We start from the raw sequence: 26,926 nt of genomic DNA, 5'->3' as shown, positions 1-26,926 counted from the left end.
CATCGCCAGATCACTCCTCGAGACCGGTGGCTTCAGGCCCCGACTACACCCTGGATCGTGAAGAGCCCGTTTACAAATCCACAAATCACGGCATCGGTCAACTGTTGCCGTAATGGCTGGCCGTGGTCCGAGTCGAAGGATTGTCGCGAGCTGCCCGCTATAGAGTGAGCCACGGATCGATCATCGAGCTGCCCCAGCCTCTCGACAAGCGCTCGTGGAGCTCGATGGTCTGCGTCTCGGAGAGCGACGAGACATAGTCGATGACCCCTCTGAGCTGGATCCGGGCGAGCATATCTTGAGCTACGTCATCGTCGTCTGGCTCGACGGCAGAAGCCCCGCCACGAGCGGCAGCAACGAAGTCGACAAGGCGAGGGGGGAGGTTGCGGTATCGCCAATCCTGTCGGTAGGCCTCTTCCGTCCTCTCTTTGGCGCCGTCGTCCGAGCTCAATTCAGCTGCGTTGAGAACGTAGGAGGGTACATCTTTCTGCGAGAAGTCCCTGAGCCACTGCCAAAGTTCTTGGACCAAGCTAACGAGAATCTGTTGCTGGCCGCGCTGCGCCGAACTCAGTGAGGCGCGGTCAATGACGTAGAAGCCTGTGAGCTGTTTGAGCATCTCTATGATGACGTAGGACTCGACGTCGGGGAGCACCAGGCCGCCCTTGACGAGCCGGACGTCTCTGGTGGCGCGCTTGATAATGGCCGAAGCGAAGGTGTGCAGTGCTGCACGATTGCCGACGCTTCCGATGAAGCCTTGCTTGGGAAAGTCATTCAGAGCCCGGGCGAAGTAATCGCGGATCTTGTTGGGATCGAGCAATTCGCCCTTGTCGGTTCCTTTGTCGACCCGGATTCCTTCGAGTCGGTTATAAATCCTGCCGAGCGCATACGAGGCGAACGCCTTCGTCTCTTGCCCGCCTTCGGCGAGAACATGGAGTGGAATCAAGCCTGCCCGAAAGAAGTCTTCGATGTCATGTACGGCATATGCGATATCGTCGGCCCAGTCCATCACCTGTGCCTCGATTGATCGACTCTCGCGGCGCTCCTGTCCGTGAAAGTTCACATCCCGGGTTTCGATACCTTCCAACGCCCACTGCAAAGTCGGGTAGTCATCGTCGTAGGCGCCCCACTTCTGCTTGCCGACTTTCTTCGATCGCCCGTCGCTACGGGACCATGGGTACTTTGACAGCGCTGCCAGAGTCGCGCGGGTGAGATTGAGCCCCACGTTGTCGCCGGTCTTACTTGCCTGGCGGAAAGCGAGGCGAGTGACGATGCGGAAACTCTGCGCGTTTCCCTCGAATCCGTCCTTCAATGGACCGGCCGACTCGGGATAATCGCGAAGCAGTTCGTGGGGTCGGTCGACGATGTCCTGCAGTGCCTCTTCGCCGATGTGTCCGAAAGGCGGATGGCCGAGGTCATGTGCTAGGCAGGCGACGCGCACTACACGCGGATTCAGGCCTCCGTGAAGCGTGATTATCTCCGCGACAGCGTGCTGGTTTTCATCTTGTTCGAGAATTGACCGGACAATCAATCCGCCGGTTTGCGCGACCTTCAACGAATGCGTCAGGCGATTGTGGAAGAGTGGGATCTCATTGGATGCGACAACCTGCGTGACTCCATCCAGTCGACGAAACGCACTCGAATACAGGACGCGGTCGTAGTCTTGGCCATATCTGAGCCGTGACAGACGGGCGTACGCATCGGCGGTGCCGAGAGCCTTGGCGGCGACGATCGTTTCGTCGTCGTCTTCGTCTGCCTTGCGCTTGCAGCGCGCCTCGATCTCCGCTACTTGCGGCCCGCTCAACTCGGATTCGCCAGGTCGTAGCGGCCATCGCCGTCCCGCTTGACCCGGCCGGTCCGGTCCAGTTCGTGTAATGCCTGCTGAACAGCCGGGGCCGGCAGATAGACGTCCGACCGCTCCGACAAGACGCGAACGATCGAACCACCGTCGCTTGGGCCGCGATCCCGAAGGTAGCTCTCGATCGCGTCCGCAGCCTGCCGCGCCACTTCGCTGCGGCTCACGACGCTCGTTCGCAGGAACGCCAGCTCGGCGCGAGCCCGCGACATCGTCGACGTCATCGCGGCACCGTCACCTGTGGCATCTGATGCAGCTCGGTTGCTCTGAGGTTCGATCGACACAGAAAACCGTCCTCGGTCATACCCAGTCCCCCTACCGCTCTACGCTGTCCCCACCCCGAGGACAACCGCCACTGACCGCCCAGCAATTCGGACGGTACTACCTTTCGGTCTCTCCACCATGAAGGCGCAGTAGGCATCCAGGAAGAGACCGATGTAACGATTGAGTAACGGCGGCGGTGTGGCCAGGTCGAGCATGACCATGCGGGAGAATACGTCGAGGATGAACGCGGCGTAGACCCAACCCGAGTGCGTGCGGACATAGGTCAGATCCGCTACCCACAGTCGGTTGGGAGCCTGGGCGGCGAACTGGCGCTCGACCAGGTCCGCCGGGCGCTCGGTCTCGGCGCCGTCGCCGGTCGTGGTCTTGCGGGTCTTGTCCCGGCTGATCCCGCGCAGCCCTGCGGCTTTCATCAGTCGTTCGACGGTGCACCGGGCTACCTTCGTGCCCTTGCGGTTGACCTCGGCGTGGACCTTACGAGCGCTGTAGACGCCGATGTTGTCCTTGTGGACCTGGCCGATCACCAGCACCAGCTCGGCGTCGCGCACGGTGCGCGCCGACGGTGGCCTGGTCTTCGCGGCGTAGTAGGTGCTCGGGGCGATCCTGGTCCCAGCAGACTCCAGGACTTCACAGATCGGCTCGACCCCGGACCGGTCGCGGTGCTGATCGATGTAGTCGACCAGCACCGCTGTCGGCACCGTCACTTGATCTTGCGGTCGAGCTCCGCGGCCGCGAAAAACGCTGACGCCGTTCGCAGGATTTCGTTGGCCCGCTTCAGCTCACGGTTCTGCCGCTCGAGGCCCGCGATCCGCTTCGAATCGTCACTGGTCGTGCCGAATCGGACTCCGCCGTCGAGTTCGGCCTGCCGGACCCACCCTCGCAACGTCTCGGGGTGCACGCCCAATCGCTCCGCGATCCAACCGACAGCTCCCGACCGTGTCGCCGGGTCCTTACGTGCCTCCACCGCCATCCGGGTGGCCCGCTCACGCAACTCGTCGCCGCACTTCCTTGGTGCCGCCATCACTCTGATCCTCCATGGGTTGAGAGCCTCCATCAGACCCGGGGCGATTCATGTCGTGGCTCAGGACATCGGAATGGCGGCGTGGGTGTGAGGGCTGTGGGTTCGACGCTGTGCCATTTCGATGCGTCGCCTGGTCATCACAGCGGTCGTTGCCGGTAGCTCGCAGTCGGAGGTCGCGAGGACCTACGGGGTCTCCCAGGGGTGGATCAGCCGTTTGATGGCCCGCCACGACGTCGAGGGCGAGGCGGCGTTCGAGACGCCCGCTGACCAGTCCGACCGCGACGCCGACCGACGTGGTGGAGCTGGTGTTGCGGCTGCGCAAGGAACTGACCGAGCAGGGCCTGGACGCCGGCGCGGACACCATCGGCTGGCACCTGCACCATCACCGCCAGGTGAAGCTGTCGCGGGCCACGATCAACCGAATCCTGGTCCGCAACGGAACGGTCATCCCCGACCCAGCGAAGCGGCCCAGATCGTCCTACATCCGCTTCGAATCAGCCATGCCCAACGAGTGCTCGCAATCGGACTTCACCCACTACTGGCTCACCACCGCGATCGGCGCCAAGACCCACGCCGGGACCGGCGCCGGGGCGGACGTGGAGATCCTGACCTGGCTCGACGATCACTCCCGCTATGCGCTCCACCTCAGCGCCCACGTCCGGGTCACCGCCCGGATCGTGCTGGACACCTTCAGCCGAACCGCAGGCCAGCACGAGTATCTGGTGTCCACGCTCACCGACAACGCGATGGTCTACACCACCCGATTCGCCGGTGGCCGCGGCGGCCGCAAACCACCTCGAGTACGAGCTCGGCGCCTCCACATCGTGCAGAAGAACCCGGAGCGACGGCAGCCCGAGCTGGGTCCGGTTCAGGGCCTGGATCTGGGACTTCGTGCGCCACGGGGCGCTGCATTACCGGATGGAGGTGGAAGGACTCCATCGCCGGTCTGTCGTGTCCGCGTGCGGCGCTAGCGGCGAGTCGTCCGCTCTCTAACGCCTGCTCGGGTAGCCAGGCCGACAGAGTTTTGAACACCTGATTTTCCGAATGAACAGAGCGACACGGTGCGGCTGCCGGGCCGAGTTACCAGCTTCAACGACTCCACGGATCGAGAATGCCGACAGTCGCTACATCGAGCATCGAGCCCGACAGAACGGTGCGAGGCCCCTCGGTCGTGACGAAGCTCGGCCCCCGGTGGGTGGTTGGTTTCTAATCCTGAGCCCCTTCGCGGTTGTCTTAACCCTGATATTGAGGGCATTCTGGTTTGAGGGGTTGGTCAGCATGAATCGTGGAACGTGGGAGTGGCACCAATGATCCGCGTTGAGCGAGTCGGCGCACTGGCGGAGAGAATGCGCCACGCAGCGGCGGCAAACCCTCCGCGGACTTATCCGTTCTTTCTCGGGGACGGCTGCGGACGGGCGGCGGGGGTTCCCAGCCATGCCGATATGGCACGCAGTATTTTCGGGCGTTTCGAGAAGACCGACGCCAAGAAGGTCCGCCGCTTCCTGCCGGCGTGGCCGAACTCCACTACCGATGAGCTCGAGGGTGCCTTCGCCGCCTGGATGGCGGAGCACACGCCGGTCCAGCGATACAAGATTCTTCAGCCGTTCTATCGGTCGGTAGCCGTGCCGTTGTTCTACCGCGATCTGGCCGATCTCGTACTCCGTGGATACGTGAGTGACGTCCTGACAACGAACGTCGACACGCTGTTGGAGCAGGCCCTTGACGCAGCGGGCATGCGACGCGGCTCTGACTATTCAGTGGTTGTCGTTGGGGCAGCGGACGAGCCCCCGCCTCCGGCACGACTGCTGCAGGTGGTCAAGCTATATGGCGACGTGGGGCAGATCATGCTGCCGGCCGGGCCGGAGGCGATCGAGGCGACGCTCCACAATGGGCGCCGGCTGTTCAAGAAGCAGATGGCCAGCGATCTGGTGGTTGTCGGCCACGACCTGTTGGACCCACCCCAGCCTATCGACCGCTGGCTGGGCCGCCGGTCACAAGGCGAGTGGTGGTGGGTGCACGCAAGTCCGGACCTTGTGCGCCTCGAGGACTACGCCGGAGACCAGGAGCTTGTGCTCGTTGGGAGGGGGGACTGGGCTCGACCCGACGACTTTTTCGGGCGGCTGACCCTGCACCTGCTGCGCCTTCCTGCCCTTGAGGCGGCCGATGTGCTCACCCCCGGCGTCGAGGCGCTGAGCGAGGACGAACTGGAGACCGAGTTTGCCAGGGGACAGGTGCTCAAGTCGCGCGCCGTTACCTACGAGCTCCAGTCACACCAGTTCCCGGGCATAGACGATGAGCAGATTGGCACTCAGTTGGCCTACCAGCAGCGTCTGGAGGCAGACCTGCGGAGCAAGCTGCGCGCGACTTTGGAGCCATCCACCGGGCGGGTCGGTGAGGTGGCCGAGTTGCTGGACCGGGTGGTTGTCGAGGCATCGCAGGCCGGGTCGGCAGTCCAGACGTCGGTCGTCAGCTTCCTCGAGTCGCAAGCCAGAGCGGTGGCGGACGAGGCGGCCAAACTCGATCCCGAATGGGGCGTCGTCGCCGGCGCGCTCGCGGCCGCCGACAGCGTGTGCACATCGTCGCTGCGAGGCGTGGTGTCTTCGTCGACGGCGGCGGACTTAGCCTCGGCCGCCCGCGACATCGGGTCGGGAGAACCGCAATGAGTGCCGCGGCCTCGCTCATGGTCCTGCCCAGCAGCCCGGATCCAGACGCACCCGCACAGTTCTACCTGCTCGGCGCCGGAATCTGGCACGAAGTGCCGCTGCAGGTCACCGCACGAATCGGCCTCAAGGCGGTCCGCGAAGGCGTCGACGGGTTGCTCCGCGACATCATGACGAAGATCAATCAGGGAGCTGCTGACAATGCGCGCGTCACCCTAGAGGCTAAATGCCGACGGTACTGGTCAGACCTGCTGCCGGTGCCGGTCGGGGAGTATTTGACTAGCGCGCTGGCGGGCGCGATCGAGCCTCCGTGCGTACTGGTGTACACCTCTCCCAAGCTAGAGTGGGTACCCTGGGAGTTGCTGCACGACGGCACGAACTTCCTGGGCCTGCGTTGCCGGGTGGCCCGGCTCCCGATAGTCCCAAACGGGCCGGTGAACGCCGACTCGCGCCATGCGGTGCGTAACGCGGCCAGCTTCTTAGGCGCGGGGGTCTTTGACGCGCATACGCCGCAGGTGAGTCGCTGGGCGAACACGCTCGCGCTCGCCGAGGGGTCCGGTGTGGTCGTCCAGCGCTTCCCAGCGAATGGTGGAGCGAATTGGCCCGGGCTCGAAAACATTCAGGCCGCCGCGTCTGTCGACATTATCCACCTTACCTGTCACGGTGGCGTCGACGACCAAGGCAGACCGTACCTCACGCTGGATCCGGAGGACGACTACGCCGGTATCGACGAGGACCTCGCCACCACCCTGAACTTCCCTCCCTCAGGGCCGCTGGTGTTCGCGAATGCCTGCGGCTCGCCTCGCGCAGCCGCGCCTAGTGCGGCAGCAACGCGTGGCATCGCGGTGGCGTTCTTCGATCGCGGCGCATCGGCATACGTCGGTGCCATCGCACCCATCAGCAAGGCAGTGGCTCTAGAGTTCGCGCACGTCTTCTACGAGCGCCTACTAACAGACGGGCTCGCAGTCGGTGAGGCGCTCCGGTCGACCAAGGAGCACTTTCAAAAGGCCAATACCACCGATCCGTCGTGGCTGTTCTACACCCTCTATGGGTCCCCGGATACCCGGTTCGTGCCGGAGGGCGTGCCGTGACCGACGAGATCCTCGCGCATGCCGAGGATGAGTACGATGCCAGGCAGACGGTCGAGCGGCTGCGCCGCCAGGCGTTCGCCGACCCGGAGGCAGGGCCAGACTTGGCCGGTGTGGACCTGGCCGCACTCACCGCGGCGGAGCAGGCACTCGCCGCGGCCAGGCGCCATCGGCGAGCGGCAGCCGACGCAGGCCGTGTCATCGACAATGCCGGACCGAATCTCAACCTCGGAACGGAGTCGACAGGACTTGAAGCTGTCGTCACATTGCGCTTGTCCCACCTCCCGACGGCGATCTGCCACCTTCTAAATGCCGCTACTCATCCCCTCGTGTCTTGCACGGTCAAGCAGGCGTCACGGGAAGGCCGGCAGACAACGATCCGACGCATCCGGGTCACCTGCCGGATCGAAGGCTACTCGGCTCCCGCAATCGACACGGTCGAATTGCCGGATCGCAAAGCTCATTCGTTTGACCTGCTCCCCACCTTGTTTCCGGCGGAACTGGCCGCAGTCAGGGAGCTCACCCGAGCGACGGTGAGCGTCCTGGTCGAGGATCTCGACTCGGAGAAGGTTGAGGTGCATCGCACCTGCCCTCTGTGGCTACTGGCGCGAAGTACAGCACCGCTGTCGGTGCATGACCCGACGACGGGCGCCGAGGTGGACCTAACGCCTTATTTGGGCGCATTCGTGACCCCGAATGTGCCCGAGGTTCTCGACCTTCTTCCTGTCGTACGGACTAAGCATCCCGAGCACCGGTTGAGCGGCTACCAGGGCAGCAGCGATGTGGTCGAGCCGCAAGTCCAGGCCGTATTCGAGGCGCTTAGAGATTCCGGAATCGGCTACGTAAACTCTGTTATCGCCTTCGATCCGGAGGATGGCACGGCCAACCAGCGGATCCGGCTCCCGCGGGAAACCCTGCGCTATCAGTCGGCGAACTGTCTGGACGGGACCGTGCTGGTGGCCAGCGTACTTGAGGCGATGTCATTGCGGCCGGCGATCGTGCTTGTGCCCGGTCACGCGTTCGTGGGTTGGGAGACGTGGCCGAACACGGACGAGTGGCGCTATCTGGAGACGGAGATGATCTGGGGGGCTCGGCCCTATGAGATGGCACGACAGAGGGCGGAACATCTTGCTCGCAGCTACCAGGAGCGAGCGCAAGAGAGCGGTGACTCGCTATTTCGCCGGTGGGCTATGCGCGACCTACGTGCCATCCACAGCATCACTCCGATGGAATGACAGTCGGCCGTCCGAGGACCGTGAAGACGTCTGCAATAGGGATCACGTCGGCGCCGCCTGCGAGCGTGATGCGATAGTCACCAGCCGGCAGCGGTGGCAACTCGGTCACGATCCAGTCCTCGCCGACTTCGTCGATCGTGATGCTTGCCGCCGTTGTACCGGTTGCGATATCCACAGCCGCGGCACGGACGGACGTGCCTGCGACGTCGCAACGCACCTGAAGTGGGATGGGTGTTGTCTCGTCGTGGATATCCGCGATTCCCATCCCGAGGCGCGCGAGACCAGCGAAGAACTGCCCCGGGTCGGGAGGTGCACCGCGCATTAGCCCGTAGACGTGTGTTAACACCGGATCCGCGTTCTGGAGGGCGGCATGGCGGTACGCCGCATACATCACATTCCGCTGGGAGGTGAATAGCTCCTTTGGTACCGACGAGAGGCGCGGAACGGTCCCGTCGCCGCCCTCGTCGACGCCAGCCCGATCCGGCAGAAGCCGCGCAGTCTGTCCCTCTATGACCGCAGACTGGTTGGTGGCTTGGAATTCGCCGATAATTGGCCGGATGTCGTATCCGCCGGTGCCCTCGTAATCGTCCTGGCGGTGGCTCGTCACTGCGTCCTCGATCTCCCGGTGGAACCGCAGGGCGTTCGTGACAAGCTCGCCGTTCATTCCCGGAAGAGCGGGTTTGATGTCGGCGAGCCTGTGTAGGGCGCCGTCGCCGAGGTCGATGCACTGGTGGATGGGGAGCAATTGGTACACCGCCGGGAAGGTCCGAAGCGTTTCGCCGAGGTCGAGCAGCTCCAGCGGCCCGATGCTCCTCCGCCAGCCGTTCACAAGAGTGTCAACTGCGTTGAGCGATCCGCTGTATGGCGTGCCGAATGTTATGAGCGAGCGTGTCTCACGCCAGCCCTCGCGACACTCTAGGAAGTAGCGTGCCACCAAGCCACCCATAGAGTGCGCGATCAAGACTAGCTTCGCCTCGGCATTGCCCGAGGACTCGCGCCAATTCCGCAGCCATTGCCGGCTCTGACGGTCCAGGCGCTTCGCGTGTGCCCGGTTGTCCCGGCGCCAGTCATACGCGAAACGGAAGAAGTTCGCGCCCTCCACAAGCTCGAACTGCCGGAGCAGCGTGTCGCAGATCTTGCTGTACCCATCGATACGCCATAGACCAGGAAGAAGGTGGATATCGGCTAACATGCCCGCGTCGCGCACGCCATCGTCGAGGTACTCGGCCTCGGGATCATCGTCTTCCATCGCGAGCTGCTTGATGCTGCGGCCGAACGTGACGAGCGCTCTAGCCACGCCGCCCGCGGATATCGACCAGACGTCCGCTCCGTCCTTCTGAAGACGGCTACCCGTTATCCCAGGCAGCACCACGACGACATCCTTCATCGGCAGCACCATCTCGCACCTCCCCCAAACAGCGGTCTAATTACGAACCGACCCGCTCGTCGCGAACGCCACAGTCTGACGCTCAGCCCGCCCCATCGCGTACGCCCTTTACTCCAGGCTCGCGCGATATCTCCAAGCGGTCAATGGAATAGCTCGCTCGGCGACCAGATGGGGTGTGGATTCGTGCGCTGGCGGTGAGGACCTTGCATAGCAGTTTGGTCGATGAGACCTCTGCGTGCCGCGGCGGCTAGGCACATCAACGTCGCGCAGACAACTGGCCCGGATCTTTCGCCGGTTGGCCGCGAAACTCACGAGGCTGCGCCGGAATGAGAGGAACTGTGAGACCTATGGATCGTCTTGCTAGGTCATATCCTCGGCGGATATTGCGGGCCGCTGGCCATGATGCTGAGCAACTGGCCGCCAACTCCCCCTCCAACCAACCACCTCATCTCCCTCAACCCAGTTCACATCCAACTGCGTTATCACCGCGTTATCACCGCGTTATCACCGCGTTATCACGCCGTTTGGGGCGAGAACACCTATTGACCGGTCATCAGCTCGCTTCTACGCTCAGAATGACTGCCCGAGGCTCGACGATGATTTCGCTCGCCGTCGCCAAGGGAGCCCATAGGACCGCTACTCCTCTCGAGTGTGCGCCTCTGCAAGACGCAGTCGAAGGGCTGCGTCATCGTCCTGACAGACCTGTCATGCATCCTGCACGACGCATCCGATCGACTGGAGGAACGCAGCATGAATGACGTCGTTCTCGCTTCGGCGAATATCGTCGCTGGCGAAGTGTTGCAGCCTGGCGCGACCATTGAGCTGGCTCTGGCCAGACCGGTCGAGCCCCGCTCCGCCCAGGGTGGGATCCGCATATCCCCAGGAGAACTCAAGCCGATTAGCGTCCAAGTACACAATCACGGCCGTTTGGTGGCCGTCGATGTAGGTGAGTTGCCGGCCGGGGCCTACCAACTCGTGGTGGACGAGCTTCTCGACACCAAAGGCCAGCGACTCGTTGACCGCGAGGTCATTCCGTTCACTATGTCGCCCATCACCGCTACCATCCCGAGCCATCTACGAGTCGAACATGCAGTCCGGCTCGTCATCGGTGACCTGGACGTACAGCGCCTTTCGTTTGGCGAGCAGGGCGCCGAGCAACATGTCGACGTGGTCAAGGCCGTCGATCGCGCGACTGGAGAACCGATCGAGTTAGCCTTTGACCATCGCGGCGAAAGGGTCGACATCGGCGATCTGCTCGCAGGTGTAGCGACACGGCGCGCAGAGAAGTTCGGACGCATCGATGAGACACTGTGGCGGCGCCTTGAGGGCGCCGATGACAGCGAGATGATCGCCGTGCTGATGTGGCCGCCGATCAGCCTCCCTCCGGCGCCCTATGACAAGCCGGCCGACAAGCGATCGCACGAGCCACCCGATGGTGAGCGCCGCGTAGCGGATCTCGTCGCAAGCGCCACGGACGCGCTCCGGATCGCTATGCGGGAAGCTCGAATAGAGATCAACGATGATACGGCAAGTCCTGACACTCCGTTCCTCCGTGCTACCGCGACAGTGGCGCAAATCCGCGAGTTAGCGCGGAACGACGCGGTCGGCGTGGTTCACCTCGATGATCCGTCGGAGATCCTCGACCTCGGGAACTCGATCACCGTCGCCCGCTCAGACCTCGCGCACAACGCCGGATTCGATGGGACAGGCGTCCGGGTCGCGGTCTGGGAAACGGGCCCGAGCATAACTACCAACCTCGTGTTCGCTGATCGATTCACCGCTACGCCTGGGGCCAGTGACCATGCACGCCTCACTTCAGCCATCATCAAGAACACGGAAGCGAACAAACCACACGGTCACGCGCCAGACTGCGACCTCTATTCCGCGAATACGTCGGGCACGGACGCGCTCACGTGGGCCGTTCGCACTCAGCATTGCACCGTCATCAGCCAGAGCTTCCATCGCGCCAGCGAACCCAGTGGCTCCGGCTTGCAGGCCGACGATCTACTCAAGGACTGGCTGGCTCTGAGGTGGCCCTATCCAACGATTCTCCAGGCGGCTGGCAACTTTTGGGCGACCGACCCTGACGGCATCGTTCCGCCGTCCGCTGAGTTCGTGAACCACAAGGGCTACAACTCGATGGCACTTGGCAATCATGACGACACGGCAGGGGCCGTGGCGGGCGACTCCGTCTTTCGGAATCCGGCAACATCTCACGGCGACCGAGAGCTCCCCGAGCTCGCAGCCAACGGGACGGGCGTGTCGGCGAATTCGCAGACCATGAGTGGCACCAGCTTCGCGGCACCGGCAGCCGCTGGAGTGACTGCTCTCTTGCAGGATGTCGACGTGGTCCTGTGCTCGTGGCCAGAGGGCTGCCGAGCAATCCTCATGGCCGCGGCCGGCCGCAATGTCTCCGGAAGCACTTGGTGGCAAGACGTGTTGGCGCGCACCGACGCCTCGGACGGAGCCGGAGCCCTCGATGCCTACGCCGGAGTGGCGATCGCGCAGCAGCGTCGCTGGCGAGATGCCCCCGCCACCCGCCACGGGTGGGACGTGGGTACGCTCTCCTCGGCCGTCGTCGGATCCGATCGGCTCGCGACATTCCGCTATCACGTGGCTGTTCCGAGCAACATTCTGCTGCCCCGCGTGAAGGTCGCACTGGCGTGGGACAGCGCTGTTACAACTTCGGGCGACACCGCGACCGCATCTACGTTGACCGTCGACCTAGACCTGCTCGTGCGCGATAGCTCGGGCGTGCAGGTGGCATCTGCCGCGTCCTGGGACAACAGTTACGAAGTGGTCGAGTTTTCGGCCGCCCCCGGTCAATCGTACGAGATCGTGATCCGACGCTGGTCGGGCACGGACAGCCTTTGGTATGGAGTGGCCTGGACGGTCACCGGCTTCTTCTGGCCGATACCCTGGCCCCTCGAGCTCAACACGAGGTTCCCGTCCCGCTGACCATGGGCATCAATTTGAATTTCCTCAACAGCGACCAAGGGTGCCGTCACCCGGTTGCTCATGTGGAAGTGGCCGGTATGAAGGCCCGGCGCCTCGCTCGTGAAGCTGACGCGGATTCCCGACGGGTGGACCGTCAGTGGAGCCATTCAGGAGCGGCGCCGGTGCTCTTCGAGGGTACGTTGGTGGTAGTTCAATCTTGATCGGGCTTCGCCTTGACACGTGCTGTTGGCCAGCGTGTGTGCCGGGCGCCGTGCAGCCGTTTGCGGCGTTGGTTGTCGGCATTCCTGAACCTGCGGCTCGCCCGCCGCCTCGGCCCGACATCCCGCAAACGCACCCCTTTACGCACCTCAATCAGCGCGAGAGGATGGTCAGCAATGCAGACCTATGCGCACCATGCAGCGAGCGATGCCCTTAACAGTAAGGGTTTTTGCTTGCCAGCGACGAAACATGATCAATCTCGGCCGGAAATCAGCGGTTTCGAGGTTCGAAGTGATCGCGCGTTGGCTCGACAGCGCGGGCGGAGCGCGACCCGTGTCCCTCGGCTCCTCGCGTCGCTGAGAGGCTGCCGTGATCGGTGTCGAGCAGGGCAGGTCGCGAAGGCCGGGCGCTCCGCTCACCAATGGGTTGTCGTCAAGGGCTGCAGCCGAACCCGTCGCGCTAAGAAGTCGAGGCCAGGTCAGCCTCGGACCACGTGACCAGTCACCCCGCTTGTCGGCACCGGCGAACGTTAGTTCGCTGCCTCGAAGGCTTCGCGGATGTGGTTGGGGATGCGGCCGCGGTCGTTGACCTCGTAGCCGTTGGCGCGGGCCCACTCCTTGATCGTTCTGACGTCTGCTCCAACCTGCGTCCGCCTGACCTTCGCGCCGCGGCTGGTTCGGACCGGACGGGCAGCGATCGTTCCTGCTCCAACGGGTGCAACCGGCGATGGCCGGCCTGATGGACGGCTCGCTATCGACGCTGGCGCCGATCTTCGCCGTCGCGCTCGCCACCCATCAGCCGCATTACGCGTTCTTCGCCGGGCTAGCGTCCGCCATCGGTGCGGGCGTGAGCATGGCCTTCTCCGAAGGCCTGTCGGACACGGGCGACCTGACCGGGCGCGGCAATCCGTACCTTCGCGGCTCGATCACCGGCGCCGGGACCTTCCTTGGCGGTGTACTGCACACGCTCCCCTTCCTGATCCCGCAGCTCCGCGCCGCACTCATCGTCGCGGTCGTCGTGGTCGGGTTCGAGCTGCTGGTGCTGTCCTGGATTCGCTGGCGTTTCTTCAAGACTGGCTTCGTGCGTTCGTTCGTCTCCATCACTCTCGGCGGCGCGATCATCGTCGGCATCAGCGCAGCGATCGGCGCTGCCGGTTGATGCTGGCAACACCCGTGACCCAAGCACCGTCGCAGGTGCAGGCGGTTGAGCTGGTCAGGAGGCGGGGACGTGCGGGTTTGCGATCTTCTACGACGTAGGTGACGCGGGCGGTGACCGGGGCGCCGGGGTGGTGACGTAGAGGAGGACTCGGTAGTCGCTGCGCCAGCGGCACTGGTCGACTTTCACCCGGACGCCGCCCTGCGAATTGAAGAACTTCAGGTGCGGCTTGGCCGCGAGGAACTCGCCACGACCCCGCGGGAACCGGCCATGTCGACTGTAGGACTTCAGCAAGAAGAACGAGGCCCAGCCGCGTCGCATCACGCTTGCCCGCCACCAGGACCTGCTCATCGTCCAGCTGCATCTAGTGTTCAACCAGCTCGTCCAGCACGATCGACCGATCCACGATCGGTCATACTCCCGCGAACGCAGGTTGACACCAGACTCGCTCGTTTGCCGCTGGTGACACGCTTCTTACCCGACACCCGAGTAACGGTGATGATGCCTGACCCGAGCGGGGATCCGGCGGCCCAGGTTCGTAGTGATAGTTGGGGCTCTGCGCGCCGACTAACCAGGCCGCATCAATGTTGTGTTTGTTGCAACCGGCCGGCGCACGGCCGGATGGCAGCTTGCGGATGCGCCCAAACCGTCTCTTTGCCATCAGGTTGCCTTCTTGTTCGTCGTCCGCCGCGACGCCTTCGATGTGCATGCCGTAGGCAAGGTTCTGGTGGAGACCCCTTCGGGCCCCTCCGCGCCCAGCGAGCAACCGACGGATCGGCCGTCTGAAGACCAGTGATCACGCTGGGCCGCACGAGCGGGACGACGAAGCCAGGCGACCGGCTCCGAAGCCCCGCACGAGCACTCATTCACCATCAGCAAACGATTACCGCCAGAGAGTTTCGGCTGATCCACTTGGCCGCCGCCTCGTCATCGGGATTGCGGCCGACCGGGCGGCCGAACGTGGTGCGCCGGTAGCGATTGCCAGGCATGACCGGCCCGCACAAGCACGATCGCGCAAGCGACAGCTGCGGCGGCTGTCGCGATCAGGATCGCGACGCGTCGGTAACCGCCGGGCACGCGACCGGGCGCCGGTCGCAGGGTGAGTCGCAGCGCCGGGACGAGTCGGCCCAACACATGCAGTCCGGTGACGACCGCCCACACGGCGAAGACGACCTGGTGGATGGTGAGCCAGTCGATACGCTGGCCCAGCACGTCCACAAGCCCACTCCGTCCGCCGTCGGGGCCGACGACCACGAGCGCCACGCCAGAACCGAGCAGCACCAGGGTGGTGAGCACGACCATCGGGCCGAGAATCCGCATGATCAATGGCGGCGGACCCGAGTCATGGTACGGACGGTTGCCGGCGTAGTAACGAAGGATCCGCCAACCTATGGCCGCGGTCTTGAGCAGTGCCGGCGGGATGAGCAGCGCACCGATCGCGAGGTGCCAGGTGATCAACTGGCCGACGTCGACGAGGGTGAACAACTCTGCGACGAACAGCACCAGCAGCAACAACCCTGTCCACGCCGTGAGCCGGGCGTTGCCGGCCGGCCCGCCGCCACCGTCCAAGACCGGGTTGGCGCGTTGATGATGCCCGGTCGCTTCGGCGATCACGTCACTGGTGAACGCCGTTCGCCGGGTGAAAGCATGATCGGCCGCCATCAGCGGGTCTCCTTCTGTGGGTCATGGCGCCGCACCTGGTCATTTCGCCGGATGATCGACCGCTGGATTCGCAGCGGAATACGTCCGTCCGCCGCTCGGCATGCGGCGGACCCGGCTGGACTGAACGGCGACTCGCGGTTGCGCTTAACAGCACGGTAGTCGCGGAATCCGTTCAGGGGAGGAATGTCAGCTGCAACTCGGAAGGATGCCAGCCCTACAGAATCGCCCCCTGCTGGCCGCAATGCGCCAGCGCCCTGAGCCGTGATATCGCCGCCGCGCCTTCGTCGCCCCCACGTCGTCAGCCGTCCGCGCTGCCCTGGCGGATGGCAAACGGCTGCCGTGAGATAGTTTCGGCTGGTTGACTCTGGGCGTGGGGTTGTTCCCATCCGCCCAGGAATGCCAGTGCAACTCAGTCGCCGCCGCCTGCTGTCCTTCGTTCCCGCCGCCGCACTGCTGACCGCGGTCCGACCCGCGCCCACGGCAACCGCCGCCGGGAGCGCTGCGATGACCACGTCAGCGAGAAAGTCGACGTCACCAAGCACGGCCCGCCGCAACCGGAAGGCCGGCACCTCAGCATCGGGATGGTGCGCCACAGTCAGCCACCTATTCGGAGCCCACAAGATCAACCACCGCTTTGTTGCGGTCCGCCGCGAAGACCCGCCGACACCCCGGATGCAGCTCCAGGCGAGGAGGAGGACGTTTCGGCATAGTCACAGAAACATCACAGGATGCTTACAGGGACCTCATATGAACGGCAGGCAGGCTCGTGTTGTTGCCTAAGTAGGAGGAGCGCCATCATGAACGACTACGACCCGACAAGCTCCCACGAGGCCTTTCCCGATCACCCGGGTTCGGGCGGGGTGCCCACGCCGGCTGCTACTGGAACTCCAGGCGCCGCCGGCGCTGCGCCGCCTCCGCCGACACCGTCTTCACCGGAGTTGGCTGCCTCGGCAGCCCCGGCTGAGCAGGCACCCCGGCGAGGAGTACGGGGATTCCTGTCGAGCGGGAAAGGTCGATGGATAGCAGTTGCCGCCGCGGTGGTGGTACTTGCGGGGGCCGGGATTGGCGTCGGTTACGCCACGTCCAACTCGACAGCTGCCACGCCTCCGCCGGCGGCGTCGGGGCAACCCGCACCCGGTGCTGGCCCCGCGGGCGGCGCTGGCGGCGGGGCAGCTGCAGGAGGGGCGTCCAACGCCCGGTCCGGCCCGGCCGAAGGGGGAGCGGCAGGCACGGTCGACAGCGTGACCTCGTCGGGCTTCACGTTGACGACATCAGCGGGGCAGAACGTGACCGTCACAAACGGGTCCTCTACGACGTACACGAACGGGACGACCTCAACCACCGCGAGTGCCATCACCAACGGCACAAATGTCCTCGTGCTCGGCTCGACCAACGGAACGACCATCACGGCCTCGCAGGTCATAGTGCAAGCGAATGACGGCGGCGGTACTGCGGCTTCCACGGCGGCCGGGGTCGTCCCCTTCCAGCGCGGCGCCCCGAGTGCTGCAAAGCAGGACGGTCAGATCCCGGCGAACTACACCGAGGGCGAGGGAACGATCGTCAGCGGAACAACCGCGGACCAGGCCACGAAGGCCGCCCTTGCGGCCTACCCGGGTGGCGTGGTCGACCGTGTCGTGCAGCTGAGCAACGGCGAGTACGAGGTCCACTACATCGGCGTCAACTGGCCCCACCACATCTTCGTGAACCAGACCTTCAAGGTCGTCGGCGCCAACTAGAAGCCCCTCACCACCACCCTCCTGAACCGAAGAGAGCGCCCCGACAGCCACCCCGCTGCCGGGGCGCTCGCGATGGCATTCAAGCCTCCACGCTGACAGGCTGGCCGCGTGGAGAACCGAACTCATTCGCTGACCGCTGAGCTGGACGCCTTCATGGCGGACTACGAAGAGCGACCAACGCACGTGCCTTGGACCGTTGGCGAGAGCTCGTCGCCGACGACGCGACGTACTGGTTCACTGACGGGTCGTTCGAGGGCGTCGGCCCATGAGGACCAACGCGCGGGAATGTCCCGCTAAGCAGGGTCTGGGCGGTTCGGGTGGATGTGCCGTACGTTGAGCGGCTGTGTCGACGACTTTTCTGACGCGAGACCAGGCTGAGGCGTATGGGCGGTATGCGACGGAGTCGCTGGGTCGGGAGATGCTGGAGCGGTTCTTCTTCCTCGACGACGTCGACCGGGAGCTGGTCGCGAAGCGGTGTGGGTGATCACAACCGGCTGGGGTTCGCGCTGCAACTGGTGACGATTCGGCAGGTGGGGACGTTCCTGGCTGATCCACTGGCTGTGCCGACCGTGGTGCTGGACTACGTGGCTGTGCAGGTCGGGGGGTCGATCCGTCGTGTGTGAAGCGGTATCTGGTGCGGCGGTCGACCCGGTTCGAGCATCAGTCGGAGATCGCCGAGGTTTACGGCTATCTCTCGTTCGTGTCGATGGAGGCGGCGCTGGTCAAGTGGCTGGACGACGAGGCATGGACGACTGGGGACGGCCCGAGGGCGCTGTTCTATGCGGCAGTGGGGTGGCTTCGGGAGCGGCGAGTGTTGCTGCCGGGAGTGACGACGCTGACGGAACTGGTGGCCAGTGTGCGGAAGGCGGCTGAGGAGCGGTTGTACGACACTCTGGCCGCGGCGGTCACGGCTGAGCAGACCAGGGCTCTTGAGGCTGTGCTGGAGGTTCCGGAGGGGTTGCGGCGTTCGCGGCTGGATCTGTGGCGGCGCGGTGTCCGCAGTATGACGGGGCGGGGCATGGTTTTGGCCCTCAACCGGGTCGCGGAGATCGCCGGGCTGGGTATGCGTTCCGCGGATGTGGCGCCGGTGCCGACCAGGCGGGTGATCGAGCTGGCCCGGTACGGCGTCGCGGCGAAGGCACCGAAGCCGGCGCGGCATCCTTATGGGCGACGGATCGCGACGCTGTTGGCGACGGTGCGCTGGTTGGAGGTCACCGCCCACCGACGATGCCCTGGAGTTGTTCGACCTGTTCATGTCGAGTGAGCTGATCGGGCGGGCGAACCGGACTCGGCGGTGGTGTCGCCGGCCTGCCGCAGCACCCCCAGTAGCTGCCGCATCTCACGGTTGGCGTCGCGACTGGTCGTCTCGATCGTCGCCAGCGCCCGCAGCGCCACGTCCGGGTGCTGGGGGAGGGCGAGTCTGCCGGTACTCGACTGGATGGCGATGGTCGTGAGGCTGTGCGCAACAAGGTCGTGGAGCTCCCGGGCGATACGCAGCCGTTCCTCGGCGACGGCCTGACGCGACAGTGCCTCACGCTCCCGCTCGAGGAACTCCGCCCGGTCCCGCAGCGCGGCGCTCCGACTGCGGCGGTCGGCGACCACGAAGCCGACGATCACGACGAGCAACGTGGCGACGATCAGCGGGACCGCTTCCTGCAGCTCGAGGCGGTCGCGACCGAGATGGGCGAGCTGGAGCGCCACCACGGCGGCGGTCGCAGCCGCGGCACCGAGCTCGCCCGTACGGCGGGTCGCGTACACGACCACCGAGTACAGGGCGACCCAGACCCCGAACGGTGCCGACGGCCCGAAGAGCAGCTGTCCGGCGACCCACGCGCCGGCGATCAGCGCAAGCACCAGGGCGGGACGCCGTCGTCGCCAGAACAGCGGCACGCTCTGGGCGAGCACCAGGCCGAACCCGACCACGACCAGCAGGACCGACCGCGGCTCCGGTTCGACCTGCCCGATCCGCGGGTTGAGCAGGTGTAAGAGCGCCACCGACGTGACCAGCAGCCACCCCGCGCCGCGCGGGGCGATCCGGCCCGGCCAGTCCCGGAAACCCGCGCGCGGTGCGCTGTCGGCGTCCTGCATGACCTCATCCTGCCTCCTGCGAGGCGTGCCGGGACCTGTTCGGGGGCGGTGCGGCCGTCGATGGCCAGGTGCGGGCGCAACGCGGCATGACGGACGGACTCGTAGGAAGGCTGCGAGACAGCGAGAAGTCGGCGCCAACCGGTCGTTGATCGTCGGCATCAGACGCCGGTGGCCACAGACGCACGATGAGTTACAACAGCGAACGGACGAAACGTCGGATGTCGTCGGCCAAGAGGTCAGGAACCTCGATCGGTGCGAAGTGACCGCCGCGCGGTGCGCGCACGTAGTGCACAACGTTGTGTGTGCGCTCGGCCCACGACTCTGGTGGCTGGGAGATGTCAGCCGGGAAGAGAGAAATCGCTGTCGGGACCGTCACGCGCGAAAGACCGCGACTGATCCCACGCCCGTATTCGTAGTAGGGCCGAAACGACGTCCCGATCGTGTTGGTGAACCAGTAGAGCGAAGCCTGCGTGAGGAGGAAGTCGTCGGAGAAGCTGTTCGCAAGCACTCCCCGGTTGTCGCTCCAGGCGTTGTACTTGTCGAGCATCCACGCAAGCAGCCCCGCCGGCGAGTCCGAGAGCCCGTAGGCCAGCGTCAAGGGACGGGTCGACTGTTGGTGCATGTACCCCCCTTCGTCGCGGGTCCAGGCAGCAACTCTCGCGAGGTACTCCTTCTCCTCCGAGCTCAGGGTCGCCTCATCCACATCGGACGGCGCACCCACCGCCATCAGGTGGATCCCCAAGAGGGCGTCGGGATGCGCCGCTGCGAGGCGCGACGTCGTTCCCGCGCCAAGGTCACCCCCGTGTGCCACGTAGCGGTCAAAGCCCAGCTCGTCGCTCATCAGCCGATGCCAAATCTCGTGCGTCGCAACGTCGGCCGGGAGCATGGGGCGTTGGCTGGAAAACGTGAATCCTGGCAGCGACGGAACGATCGCAGTGAAACCGACCTCGTCGGTCACCCCGAAAACGCTCGGGTTGGCCAGCCGTCGCGCCAGCTCCACCATCTCGAAGAAGGTGCTCGGCCAGCCGTTGGTGAGGACGATCGGGATAGCTGAGGGCGTCTCTCCGTCGTACCTGAGATAGTGGACCTGATGACCGCCGATGTCGGCGTAATGGGATGGGAGTTCGTTGATCGCTGCTTCCCAGACACGCCATTCATAGCCGTTCGCCCAGTACTCCACCAGCCGTTCCAGCACGCTAGCGTCCGTTCCGGCCGCCCACGGCTCGACGGGCCATCTGGTCGGCCAACGCGTCATTCGCAGCCGACTGCGAAGGTCATCAATCGCTGCCTCGCTGACCCGCAGCAGGGGCGGTCGACCACTCATGGCGCCACCCCTGGCGAGAACGGGTCTCTGCAGTCGATGCAGTGCCCACCCGGCTCGCGGGACCACTCACGAGAAGTAAGTACCTTGGCGACAGTTTCGCTCACGTCGGCAATACTCCACTCAGCCCAGATCTACGCCGAAGCCGGGATCGGCTTCTACTGGCGACTCGAACTGGAGACCCGGCCACACCTGATCGTCTCCGCTCTCACCCACGGTAAGTTCCGCCAGACCCTCACAGCGCTCAGTGGCGAGGCAGCATCGATCGAGGATCCATTCCCGATCGAGATCGACCTCGCCGCCTTGACGGCCTCCCCGTAGCTTCCAGCGCAAAAACAACGATTGGCCAGGTTGGCCAGGTGTCGAGGCGCTGATGGGTGGTGTCCGTTAGGGGATCGGCTACCGGAACACCTCAGGGGCGGCCAGGGCGCGGATGAGGCCACTGTCGATCTCCGAAGTCGTCTGCACCGGTTCGGCGCTGGCCGTGGAGCGCTGTGCAGGCGAGTTCGAGTTGTAGCGGTGTCCTGGAGTCGTCTGCACTAGGGTCCCCCGCCGACCTCGTCTGAGGCCCGGTACGACGGTGGCGGCCTGTTCGGCAAACGCTCGTTATCCGAACAAGCACCGACCCCCGACAGGCTGTCCGGCACCGTCACGGGACCAGCGTTCGGAAACCCGTTCCGAAACCGCCACTCTCGTCCGGGCTTTGCGAACACGTTAAACGAACAGAAATGGGGTGCCCGGTGGCACTTGTCGGACTCGTCCGCGTCAGCATGACGCGCTCGATCCGATCTGCGTGAAGGTGTTCGAGGAGAAGGTGTCGGGCAAGCTGCGCGCCGACGACCGTCCCGGCCTGGCCGCCGCCCTCGCGTACCTGCGCGAGGGCGACATGCTGACCGTGCAGGAAGTCGACCGGCTCGGCCGCAACCTGCTCGAAGGGCTGATCGTGCTGAATGACCTGTTCCAGCGCGGCGTCGCGGTCAAGGTGCTGGAAGGCATCGCGGCCGGCGAGCACATCGAACGGTCCCTCATTCTCGACCTGGCCCTCGCGCTCGCCGAAGACCGGCGCCGCGACATCGCACGGAAAACCAAGAACGGTCTCGACTCCGCCCGGATCCACGGCCGAGTCGGCGGCCGCCCGACCGTGGTCGACGACGACAAGCGCCGCGCGATCCTCGCCCGACGCGGTGAGCGACAAAGCCTGCGCGAGATCGCGCGCGGCGTAGGAGTGAGCCTCGCCGTCGTACACCGCATCGTCAGCGAAACCGAAGCTCCACCAGCCCCAAGCACCACCGACAAGGCCAGCTGAGCCTCACCGCATAGTCGTCAGCGGTATGCAGCCGAGTTCAGGCAACTGCGCAGCCGACTCCGAACATCGTCGAGCGGACTCACGCCGGCCTAGCCGCCGCTCGTGCCCGCGTCGGCGGCCGACCCATGACCCCCGGCCAAGCTCGACGCCGCCAGCTGTACGACGTCGGCAGAACCATCGCCGAGATCGCCCGCATCGTCGACCTCAGTCGCCGCACGCTGTACCGCCACCTGCAGCCATAGACCTGTGGATCTCCACGCCGACCACCAGCGGGCGGGGGCTTTCCCGTCCTGCTGCCCGGCGATCGGCCGTGCGCGCACGTAGCCTGCCCCCGTCCAGGGGCGGCCGGCGGCCCTCGCAAGCCTCGACCCGGTAACGGCGGCCGTTCGGCGCCCGCCAGGAGCCGCGCCAGGCCACCTGATCCGATCAAGGCGATCATCGGCGGCAAAACCTACAGGGTCGGCTGGATCCCGACGCCTCGACCCGACGGTTCCGAATAGGTCGCCGCAGGTCGTCACACCGAAACAGCACGTTGGACGTTGGTAGCTGCACCGGCACATCCGCCGGTGTGTGTTTCGCTGGCGCGCAGATCCATCGTTTGGATGCTGGCTATGGGCTGGGGAGCGATCGCGGTAGCCCGAACGATGGGAGGACGCTGTTTTCGAAGCGGGTCATGGCGCGGATCCGGTCGCCGGTGAGGGTGAGGACGTAGAGGCCGGTCCCCACCACGTTCGAACTGTGCCGAAGGACCGCTATCGGCTCGCGCTTCCGGTTGGTCGGGGTGGGTCTCCGCCGTCTGGTCGGGCACCGACCGATCGGTGTCTGTTTCCTCCCGGGGTCCACCCTGGGGGGCTGCGGTGCTCATAGCTGGTCCTTTCAGTTGGTCGGACCGGGGCCCACCGCCGCGGTGGCAGTGGACCCCGCACGCGTGAGCTGGTCAGCCGCCGAGGCCGCCAGGGAGCGTGCCGATCAGGTCTTTGGGGTCGATGCCGAGCTTGTCGGGCTTGTCCTTGTCCTGATCGGTGTCGACCTGGTCCGGCAGATCGGATTCGGCCTGGCTGGCCTTGTCGTGGTCGCCCTTGTTCTTGAGCATGTCGATGATCTGCGACTTGTCGATCCTCATCGTGATCCCTTTCGTTGGGTGCCGGGTGGGCCATCGCCGGCGGCGGCGGACGCCGCGCACACCGGCATGTACAGGTAGTTGCCCAGGTGATCTCGTGCGGGCAAGTGAGTGCGGGGGTGATGGATCAGGCGATAGGTAACAACCCGATGCCCCGCGACCACATCGATCGCAGCCAACGGGACCGCGGCGCGGGCTAGTAGCCAGCTGTAGCCATGGGCTGGCCCACCGTAAGCACGGCAGTGGTCTGCAGCAACCGCCGATCGGATGGGCAGATTCTGTGTCCACACTGGTTTTATTGCGGTGTCTTGGGGTGCCACCGATATCACCTCATCGTCGTTCGCATTCGATGCCTGAGTCCGGGCACCAGAGGGTTGCAAGGCCAAGGCAACGCATGCTGCCGGGCGATGTGGCGCTGCGGTACCCGGTCGTTCCGCCAGCAAACGGCCCATCGGCCATGGCTCGGCGACTGCATAAGATCGGTACCCCTAGGGCTGGGGGCCCGAGCAGCTGCGAGCTGTCGGCTACCGCTGATGCCCTGCTACATGGCGAAAGCCGACGGCTGTCGTGTTCGGCATTCTGCAACTCCCATCACGCAGGTGGCCGCCCAACCGACACCCTCAGACACCCTCGCCGTCTCGCCCTTTCACCATCTATCCGCCGAGGCTGCCTTCGTTGATTCCGACGGGTCGGTGACCTGGGTTCTCAGAGGCTCCGGTCCGGTCGCCGGCCAGACGTCCTCAGCCGTCGGGCAGGAAGACCGATCGGATGTTCTGGTCGGTTTTGTCCTTGAACATGCGGTAGCCCTGTGACCCTTCGGACAGAGGCATGGTGTGAGTGGCGAGGTGTTCGGTGGCGAGTTCGCCGCGCTCCATCCGCTCCAGGAGCATTGGGATGTACCGGTGACCGTGCTGTTGGGCACCGCGCAGTGTCAGCCCCTTGTTCATCACGGCACCTAGCGGGAATTTGTCGACGAAACCTGCGAACACACCCAGGACGAAGACGCTGCCGGCTTTGCGGCAGCTGTAGATCGCCTGCCGTACCGCGGTCGGCCGGTCGGTCTGCATCCGCAACTGCTGCTTCGCCTGGTCGTAGACGTAGTCCGGGCCGGGGCTGTGCGCCTCCATGCCCACCGCCTCGATGCAGACGTCCGGACCTCGGCCACCGGTCCGTTCCTTGAGCTCGGCGGCGATGTCGGTCCGCTCGTAGTCGAGTGTCTCGCAGCCGATGTGCTGTCTCGCGGACTGCAACCGGTAGTCGTATCGGTCGATGATGATGACTTGGTCGGCGCCAAGCAGCATGGCCGCCCGGGCCCGGGCCGGAGCGCCACGAGCAACTCGGTGAAGTCGCCGAGCGCCTTGATCGTGAACTCCATCCGGTCCGGGTGCTCCGCGGACGACGCGATGCTGAACGGATGCTCCTCGAACACGAACGGCGTCGACCCGATCTTCAGCCAGACGAATTGACCGGCCTCGAACGGCAGACCGGGGTGACCGTCGGCCTGGATCACCAGCGTCACGCCGTCGCCTGGTACGGCCCGCACCGACTTCACGAGGTAGGCGAATCTCCCGGCTCGCGTCGGCAGCCAGATCCAGCGGCGCGTGGCCAGGCCGGCCATTAGCAATCCGGACGCAACGAACCAGGCAGCCACCAGGACGTCGGACACGAGGTGCCGGAGCCACCAGACGTGAAGCCAGGCGGCGATCACGACGATCGCCACCAGTCCGTTGTGCACGAGTCGCCAGCCCTCGTACCGCGGCTGGCGACCCGGACGGCGCAGTGCGAGTACGACGACCAGCACCAGAGCGAACGTCGACGTGACAGCCGCGCGAGCGGCCCAGGTGGTGTGCGCGCGATCGAGGATCGACAATCCCCGTGGATCGACGATCAGCACCGCGACCAGGTGCACCAGCACCAGCACGACCGCGATCAGCGCGATCAGCCGGTGTACGGCGAGTACGGTCTCGATCCCGAAGCTCGCGATCAGCCAGGGCAGCCGGGCCGGCAGGACGACCGCGACGACCAGACCGGCGCTGAGGGTCACAGCCCCACCGGGAGTGGTGTCGGATGGCGCGATCACGTGCCAGGTGAGGAACAGCGGGATGAGCAGTACGGCGAAATGCCACAGAAACCAGGCGAGCCGGGACAACGGGCCGCGGACACGCGCTGAGACTTGGTGGCGGGACATCGCGACTTGCTTCCAGGACCAGGGACAATCCTTCAGGACGCTGGAAAAGTACGCCGACAGCGCAGCCGCGCGGAACAGCACTGCGCAGCTATGACAGGACTGTCATCCGCAGCGCGGAAACCTCGGTCAGGATCCGGTCGCCCATCCGGTCCAGCTCGCCTTGGCGCCGGAGTCGCCGATTCTGATGACGTCGTAGACGGCCGCGCCCGCGACGAGGATGGCGATCACGGTCACGACAGTCGTCACAGCGCTCGAGGCTGGTGCGAGAAAGGCGCGCTTCATCGGGGTCGCCTCGTTGCCTTCGCGTTGCCGCCACCAGACGATCAGCGCCAGTACCGCGACGGCGATGGCGGCGTAGATGGCGGTGTCGCCGAGTTCGGCGTGGCGCTGGATGAGGGCGTTGCGGGCCAGGTGATGTTCGAGCCACTCCCCCGCGCTGGTGGTGATCGGTACCAGTACGACGACGAGTATCGCCAGGATGGCGTTCGGGCCGGTCAGCCGGCGTCGTGCGGCCGGCCAGATAGCGGTGAGTGCGAGCAAGGCGGCTGACAATGGCAAGAGCACGACGATGGCGTGTACCAGGAGGACATGGGCAGGGAGGCCATTGACTGTCTGCATCAGGTTCCTTCGGGGCGCTGGACTGGAGTCGCCACGGTCGCAGACGGTTCTTGGGGTTTTCTTGGAGTCCTTCAGCCCTGCAGGTGGGCCGCGTCCAGGGCGGCCTGCAGCGAGCGCCGGTAACCGTCGGAGGTGAAGGTTGCGCCCGACACAGTGTCGATCTGTGCGCTCTGGGCCGCGATCGCCTCCTGTTCCAGCTGCGGGAGCGCGAACGAACTGATTTCCCGGTCGCGTCCTCCCGACGACGGATAGACCAGCGCGGTGACAGCGACCAGCCGCTGCGAACGGATCGTGATCCGGACCTGCACCGGTCCGTACCGGGTGTCGGCCGACGTGCCGTTCACGGTCGTGGCGCCGTTCGCCGGTCCGGTGCTGACCACCCCCGGCGCGGCCGCGGTGGCAGTCGGCGAGTCGGTCCGGTTCGTGCTTGTCGGGTACAGGAAGAGGAGGCCGATCAGTACTCCCGAAGCCCCGATCACCGCCGCGTTGCGCCGCAGCCGCGTTGCATGGCTCCTCATCGCGCGCCCGCTTGATGAGCCGCGTCGAGTGCCGACTGCAGCGACTGTCGGTACCCGTCGGACGTGAAGGTCGCTCCTGACACGGTGTCTATCCGCGCGCTCTGCGCGGCAGCGGTCTCCTGGTCCAGTTGTGGGATCGCGTTGCTGTTGATCGCGTCGGTCTGTCCGTCCCCACTCGGCCGGGCCGGGGCGCGGGCAAGCGTGATCCGTCCGCTGCGCACACTGATCTCGACCTGCACCGGTCCGTACTCCGTCTGGACCACATCACCGGCGACAGTCACGGGCGCCGAGGAGCTCGGGCGTGCCGATGCGTGCGGTGTGGGACTCGGTCGGCCCGGCCGAGCTGTTCGGGTGCCGGACCGACGGGGAGGTGCCGGCGTCGGTCGCGCGCGCACGCCCGCGGGCCGGCCGGCCTGCACAGACGACACCACGTCGGCTGCCGGGTGCGGCTGGACGCTCGTCCGCACTGCGACGCCGACGACCACCAGGCTCGCGGCCGACATGACCAGCTTCATCCCGCGCCTCACGCACGTACT

At 65.4% G+C, this 26,926-nt stretch carries 28 protein-coding genes and 2 pseudogenes; 13 read left to right on the top strand and 17 right to left on the bottom strand.

Annotation, left to right across the window (positions count from 1 at the left end; genetic code table 11):
- Positions 1-157 precede the first annotated feature (157 nt).
- The 4 genes from ACFPJ1_RS38910 to ACFPJ1_RS38895 all read right to left on the bottom strand — a co-directional run bounded on the left by ACFPJ1_RS38910 (position 158) and on the right by ACFPJ1_RS38895 (position 3,152).
- A complete protein-coding gene (locus ACFPJ1_RS38910; RefSeq protein WP_380111353.1) occupies positions 158-1,798 on the bottom strand; it encodes a deoxyguanosinetriphosphate triphosphohydrolase family protein in 1,641 nt (546 codons plus the stop codon).
- Positions 1,795-2,073 carry a hypothetical protein gene (locus ACFPJ1_RS38905; RefSeq protein WP_380111352.1) on the bottom strand — a complete coding sequence of 93 codons (279 nt, stop codon included), beginning with the start codon at positions 2,071-2,073 and terminating at the stop codon, positions 1,795-1,797. The genes ACFPJ1_RS38910 and ACFPJ1_RS38905 overlap by 4 nt, the downstream gene beginning before the upstream one ends.
- Before the next feature lie 99 nt (positions 2,074-2,172).
- A complete protein-coding gene (locus ACFPJ1_RS38900) occupies positions 2,173-2,829 on the bottom strand; it encodes an IS3 family transposase (RefSeq protein WP_380111351.1) in 657 nt (218 codons plus the stop codon).
- A gap of 2 nt (positions 2,830-2,831) precedes the next feature.
- Positions 2,832-3,152 (bottom strand): transposase, encoded by a 321-nt coding sequence (locus tag ACFPJ1_RS38895; protein ID WP_380111350.1) that lies wholly within the window; start codon positions 3,150-3,152, stop codon positions 2,832-2,834.
- A 293-nt stretch (positions 3,153-3,445) separates the two neighbouring features.
- On the opposite strand from ACFPJ1_RS38895, the gene ACFPJ1_RS38890 reads away from it, so the two are divergent.
- The 4 genes from ACFPJ1_RS38890 to ACFPJ1_RS38875 all read left to right on the top strand — a co-directional run bounded on the left by ACFPJ1_RS38890 (position 3,446) and on the right by ACFPJ1_RS38875 (position 8,135).
- Positions 3,446-4,123 (top strand): hypothetical protein, encoded by a 678-nt coding sequence (locus ACFPJ1_RS38890; protein ID WP_380111349.1) that lies wholly within the window; start codon positions 3,446-3,448, stop codon positions 4,121-4,123.
- A gap of 336 nt (positions 4,124-4,459) precedes the next feature.
- Entirely contained in the window at positions 4,460-5,815 is a 1,356-nt protein-coding gene (locus ACFPJ1_RS38885; RefSeq protein ID WP_380111348.1) for an SIR2 family protein, read from the top strand.
- The gene (locus tag ACFPJ1_RS38880; RefSeq protein WP_380111347.1) at positions 5,812-6,903 is read left to right on the top strand and encodes a CHAT domain-containing protein; all 1,092 of its coding nucleotides are present in this window, start codon (positions 5,812-5,814) and stop codon (positions 6,901-6,903) included. Before ACFPJ1_RS38885 ends, ACFPJ1_RS38880 begins: the two co-directional genes overlap by 4 nt.
- Positions 6,900-8,135 carry a hypothetical protein gene (locus tag ACFPJ1_RS38875; protein ID WP_380111346.1) on the top strand — a complete coding sequence of 412 codons (1,236 nt, stop codon included), beginning with the start codon at positions 6,900-6,902 and terminating at the stop codon, positions 8,133-8,135. Before ACFPJ1_RS38880 ends, ACFPJ1_RS38875 begins: the two co-directional genes overlap by 4 nt.
- Here ACFPJ1_RS38875 and ACFPJ1_RS38870 read toward each other — a convergent pair.
- A complete protein-coding gene (locus ACFPJ1_RS38870) occupies positions 8,119-9,522 on the bottom strand; it encodes an esterase/lipase family protein (RefSeq protein ID WP_380111345.1) in 1,404 nt (467 codons plus the stop codon). The two genes, ACFPJ1_RS38875 and ACFPJ1_RS38870, sit on opposite strands and share 17 nt — an antisense overlap.
- Before the next feature lie 750 nt (positions 9,523-10,272).
- Between ACFPJ1_RS38870 and ACFPJ1_RS38865 the strand changes: the two genes are divergently transcribed.
- Positions 10,273-12,480 carry a S8 family serine peptidase gene (locus tag ACFPJ1_RS38865; RefSeq protein ID WP_380111344.1) on the top strand — a complete coding sequence of 736 codons (2,208 nt, stop codon included), beginning with the start codon at positions 10,273-10,275 and terminating at the stop codon, positions 12,478-12,480.
- A gap of 727 nt (positions 12,481-13,207) precedes the next feature.
- Here the strand turns inward: ACFPJ1_RS38865 and ACFPJ1_RS38860 are convergent.
- A complete protein-coding gene (locus ACFPJ1_RS38860; protein WP_380111356.1) occupies positions 13,208-13,375 on the bottom strand; it encodes an Lsr2 family DNA-binding protein in 168 nt (55 codons plus the stop codon).
- A 29-nt stretch (positions 13,376-13,404) separates the two neighbouring features.
- Between ACFPJ1_RS38860 and ACFPJ1_RS38855 the strand changes: the two genes are divergently transcribed.
- On the top strand, positions 13,405-13,836 hold the full coding sequence (locus tag ACFPJ1_RS38855) for a VIT1/CCC1 transporter family protein (RefSeq protein WP_380111343.1): 432 nt from the start codon (positions 13,405-13,407) through the stop codon (positions 13,834-13,836).
- An 87-nt stretch (positions 13,837-13,923) separates the two neighbouring features.
- Here ACFPJ1_RS38855 and ACFPJ1_RS38850 read toward each other — a convergent pair whose 3' ends face one another.
- Both ACFPJ1_RS38850 and ACFPJ1_RS38845 read right to left on the bottom strand, forming a co-directional pair.
- Positions 13,924-14,184 carry a hypothetical protein gene (locus ACFPJ1_RS38850; RefSeq protein WP_380111342.1) on the bottom strand — a complete coding sequence of 87 codons (261 nt, stop codon included), beginning with the start codon at positions 14,182-14,184 and terminating at the stop codon, positions 13,924-13,926.
- A 576-nt stretch (positions 14,185-14,760) separates the two neighbouring features.
- Positions 14,761-15,495, bottom strand: a complete 735-nt coding sequence (locus ACFPJ1_RS38845; RefSeq protein WP_380111341.1) for a hypothetical protein — start codon at positions 15,493-15,495, stop codon at positions 14,761-14,763.
- Positions 15,496-16,736: 1,241 nt separating this feature from the next.
- Here ACFPJ1_RS38845 and ACFPJ1_RS38840 point away from each other — a divergent pair.
- The 4 genes from ACFPJ1_RS38840 to ACFPJ1_RS38825 all read left to right on the top strand — a co-directional run bounded on the left by ACFPJ1_RS38840 (position 16,737) and on the right by ACFPJ1_RS38825 (position 18,495).
- Complete coding sequence (locus tag ACFPJ1_RS38840) at positions 16,737-17,231, top strand: hypothetical protein (RefSeq protein ID WP_380111340.1); 495 nt, start codon at positions 16,737-16,739, stop codon at positions 17,229-17,231.
- Positions 17,232-17,574: 343 nt separating this feature from the next.
- The gene (locus tag ACFPJ1_RS38835; RefSeq protein WP_380111339.1) at positions 17,575-17,715 is read left to right on the top strand and encodes a DUF4158 domain-containing protein; all 141 of its coding nucleotides are present in this window, start codon (positions 17,575-17,577) and stop codon (positions 17,713-17,715) included.
- Entirely contained in the window at positions 17,708-17,854 is a 147-nt protein-coding gene (locus tag ACFPJ1_RS38830) for a DUF4158 domain-containing protein (RefSeq protein WP_380111338.1), read from the top strand. The genes ACFPJ1_RS38835 and ACFPJ1_RS38830 overlap by 8 nt, the downstream gene beginning before the upstream one ends.
- Positions 17,851-18,495 carry a DUF4158 domain-containing protein gene (locus tag ACFPJ1_RS38825; RefSeq protein ID WP_380111337.1) on the top strand — a complete coding sequence of 215 codons (645 nt, stop codon included), beginning with the start codon at positions 17,851-17,853 and terminating at the stop codon, positions 18,493-18,495. Before ACFPJ1_RS38830 ends, ACFPJ1_RS38825 begins: the two co-directional genes overlap by 4 nt.
- On the opposite strand, the gene ACFPJ1_RS38820 is transcribed toward ACFPJ1_RS38825, so the two are convergent.
- Together ACFPJ1_RS38820 and ACFPJ1_RS38815 are read right to left on the bottom strand one after the other, a co-directional pair.
- Positions 18,483-19,319 (bottom strand): sensor histidine kinase, encoded by an 837-nt coding sequence (locus ACFPJ1_RS38820; RefSeq protein ID WP_380111336.1) that lies wholly within the window; start codon positions 19,317-19,319, stop codon positions 18,483-18,485. The genes ACFPJ1_RS38825 and ACFPJ1_RS38820 overlap by 13 nt on opposite strands.
- A 190-nt stretch (positions 19,320-19,509) precedes the next feature.
- Positions 19,510-20,643: an epoxide hydrolase family protein gene (locus tag ACFPJ1_RS38815; RefSeq protein WP_380111335.1), complete on the bottom strand. Its 1,134-nt coding sequence runs from the start codon at positions 20,641-20,643 to the stop codon at positions 19,510-19,512.
- Between the two features lie 84 nt (positions 20,644-20,727).
- On the opposite strand from ACFPJ1_RS38815, the gene ACFPJ1_RS38810 reads away from it, so the two are divergent.
- From ACFPJ1_RS38810 to ACFPJ1_RS38800, 3 genes are all read left to right on the top strand, one after another.
- Positions 20,728-20,961 (top strand): hypothetical protein, encoded by a 234-nt coding sequence (locus ACFPJ1_RS38810; protein ID WP_380111334.1) that lies wholly within the window; start codon positions 20,728-20,730, stop codon positions 20,959-20,961.
- 412 nt (positions 20,962-21,373) lie between these two features.
- Complete coding sequence (locus ACFPJ1_RS38805) at positions 21,374-21,946, top strand: recombinase family protein (protein WP_380111333.1); 573 nt, start codon at positions 21,374-21,376, stop codon at positions 21,944-21,946.
- Between the two features lie 125 nt (positions 21,947-22,071).
- A complete protein-coding gene (locus ACFPJ1_RS38800) occupies positions 22,072-22,188 on the top strand; it encodes a helix-turn-helix domain-containing protein (protein ID WP_380111332.1) in 117 nt (38 codons plus the stop codon).
- A 695-nt stretch (positions 22,189-22,883) separates the two neighbouring features.
- On the opposite strand, the gene ACFPJ1_RS38795 is transcribed toward ACFPJ1_RS38800, so the two are convergent.
- The 7 genes and pseudogenes from ACFPJ1_RS38795 to ACFPJ1_RS38765 form a co-directional block, all read right to left on the bottom strand.
- Positions 22,884-23,069, bottom strand: a complete 186-nt coding sequence (locus ACFPJ1_RS38795; RefSeq protein WP_380111331.1) for a hypothetical protein — start codon at positions 23,067-23,069, stop codon at positions 22,884-22,886.
- A gap of 737 nt (positions 23,070-23,806) precedes the next feature.
- Positions 23,807-24,013: a hypothetical protein gene (locus ACFPJ1_RS38790; protein ID WP_380111357.1), complete on the bottom strand. Its 207-nt coding sequence runs from the start codon at positions 24,011-24,013 to the stop codon at positions 23,807-23,809.
- Positions 24,014-24,247: 234 nt separating this feature from the next.
- Positions 24,248-24,367 (bottom strand): annotated as a pseudogene (locus ACFPJ1_RS38785) (glutathione-dependent formaldehyde dehydrogenase); the annotation flags it as partial.
- A 41-nt stretch (positions 24,368-24,408) separates the two neighbouring features.
- Positions 24,409-25,254: pseudogene (locus tag ACFPJ1_RS38780) on the bottom strand (ferric reductase-like transmembrane domain-containing protein); the annotation flags it as partial.
- A gap of 126 nt (positions 25,255-25,380) precedes the next feature.
- Positions 25,381-25,872 (bottom strand): hypothetical protein, encoded by a 492-nt coding sequence (locus tag ACFPJ1_RS38775; protein ID WP_380111330.1) that lies wholly within the window; start codon positions 25,870-25,872, stop codon positions 25,381-25,383.
- A 71-nt stretch (positions 25,873-25,943) separates the two neighbouring features.
- Entirely contained in the window at positions 25,944-26,390 is a 447-nt protein-coding gene (locus tag ACFPJ1_RS38770; protein WP_380111329.1) for an FMN-binding protein, read from the bottom strand.
- Positions 26,387-26,917 carry an FMN-binding protein gene (locus ACFPJ1_RS38765; protein WP_380111328.1) on the bottom strand — a complete coding sequence of 177 codons (531 nt, stop codon included), beginning with the start codon at positions 26,915-26,917 and terminating at the stop codon, positions 26,387-26,389. Before ACFPJ1_RS38765 ends, ACFPJ1_RS38770 begins: the two co-directional genes overlap by 4 nt.
- Between the last annotated feature and the right edge of the window lie 9 nt (positions 26,918-26,926).

Source organism: Kribbella qitaiheensis, from assembly GCF_042657745.1.
Classification (GTDB): Bacteria; Actinomycetota; Actinomycetes; order Propionibacteriales; family Kribbellaceae; genus Kribbella; species Kribbella qitaiheensis.
This window is presented reverse-complemented; position numbering and strand designations above follow the sequence as displayed.

Excerpts from the sequence above, each read along its gene's own strand:
- ACFPJ1_RS38770 (WP_380111329.1), bottom strand. The coding sequence starts at position 26,390 with ATGAGGAGCCATGCAACGCGGCTGCGGCGCAACGCGGCGGTGATCGGG.
- ACFPJ1_RS38845 (WP_380111341.1), bottom strand. The coding sequence starts at position 15,495 with ATGGCGGCCGATCATGCTTTCACCCGGCGAACGGCGTTCACCAGTGAC.
- ACFPJ1_RS38790 (WP_380111357.1), bottom strand. The coding sequence starts at position 24,013 with ATGAACAAGGGGCTGACACTGCGCGGTGCCCAACAGCACGGTCACCGG.
- ACFPJ1_RS38820 (WP_380111336.1), bottom strand. The coding sequence starts at position 19,319 with ATGCAGGACGCCGACAGCGCACCGCGCGCGGGTTTCCGGGACTGGCCG.
- ACFPJ1_RS38815 (WP_380111335.1), bottom strand. The coding sequence starts at position 20,643 with ATGAGTGGTCGACCGCCCCTGCTGCGGGTCAGCGAGGCAGCGATTGAT.
- ACFPJ1_RS38905 (WP_380111352.1), bottom strand. The coding sequence starts at position 2,073 with ATGACGTCGACGATGTCGCGGGCTCGCGCCGAGCTGGCGTTCCTGCGA.
- ACFPJ1_RS38775 (WP_380111330.1), bottom strand. The coding sequence starts at position 25,872 with ATGCAGACAGTCAATGGCCTCCCTGCCCATGTCCTCCTGGTACACGCC.
- ACFPJ1_RS38850 (WP_380111342.1), bottom strand. The coding sequence starts at position 14,184 with ATGAGCAGGTCCTGGTGGCGGGCAAGCGTGATGCGACGCGGCTGGGCC.
- ACFPJ1_RS38855 (WP_380111343.1), top strand. The coding sequence starts at position 13,405 with ATGGCCGGCCTGATGGACGGCTCGCTATCGACGCTGGCGCCGATCTTC.
- ACFPJ1_RS38865 (WP_380111344.1), top strand. The coding sequence starts at position 10,273 with ATGAATGACGTCGTTCTCGCTTCGGCGAATATCGTCGCTGGCGAAGTG.
- ACFPJ1_RS38800 (WP_380111332.1), top strand. The coding sequence starts at position 22,072 with ATGACCCCCGGCCAAGCTCGACGCCGCCAGCTGTACGACGTCGGCAGA.
- ACFPJ1_RS38895 (WP_380111350.1), bottom strand. The coding sequence starts at position 3,152 with ATGGCGGCACCAAGGAAGTGCGGCGACGAGTTGCGTGAGCGGGCCACC.
- ACFPJ1_RS38885 (WP_380111348.1), top strand. The coding sequence starts at position 4,460 with ATGATCCGCGTTGAGCGAGTCGGCGCACTGGCGGAGAGAATGCGCCAC.
- ACFPJ1_RS38795 (WP_380111331.1), bottom strand. The coding sequence starts at position 23,069 with ATGAGGATCGACAAGTCGCAGATCATCGACATGCTCAAGAACAAGGGC.
- ACFPJ1_RS38880 (WP_380111347.1), top strand. The coding sequence starts at position 5,812 with ATGAGTGCCGCGGCCTCGCTCATGGTCCTGCCCAGCAGCCCGGATCCA.
- ACFPJ1_RS38870 (WP_380111345.1), bottom strand. The coding sequence starts at position 9,522 with ATGAAGGATGTCGTCGTGGTGCTGCCTGGGATAACGGGTAGCCGTCTT.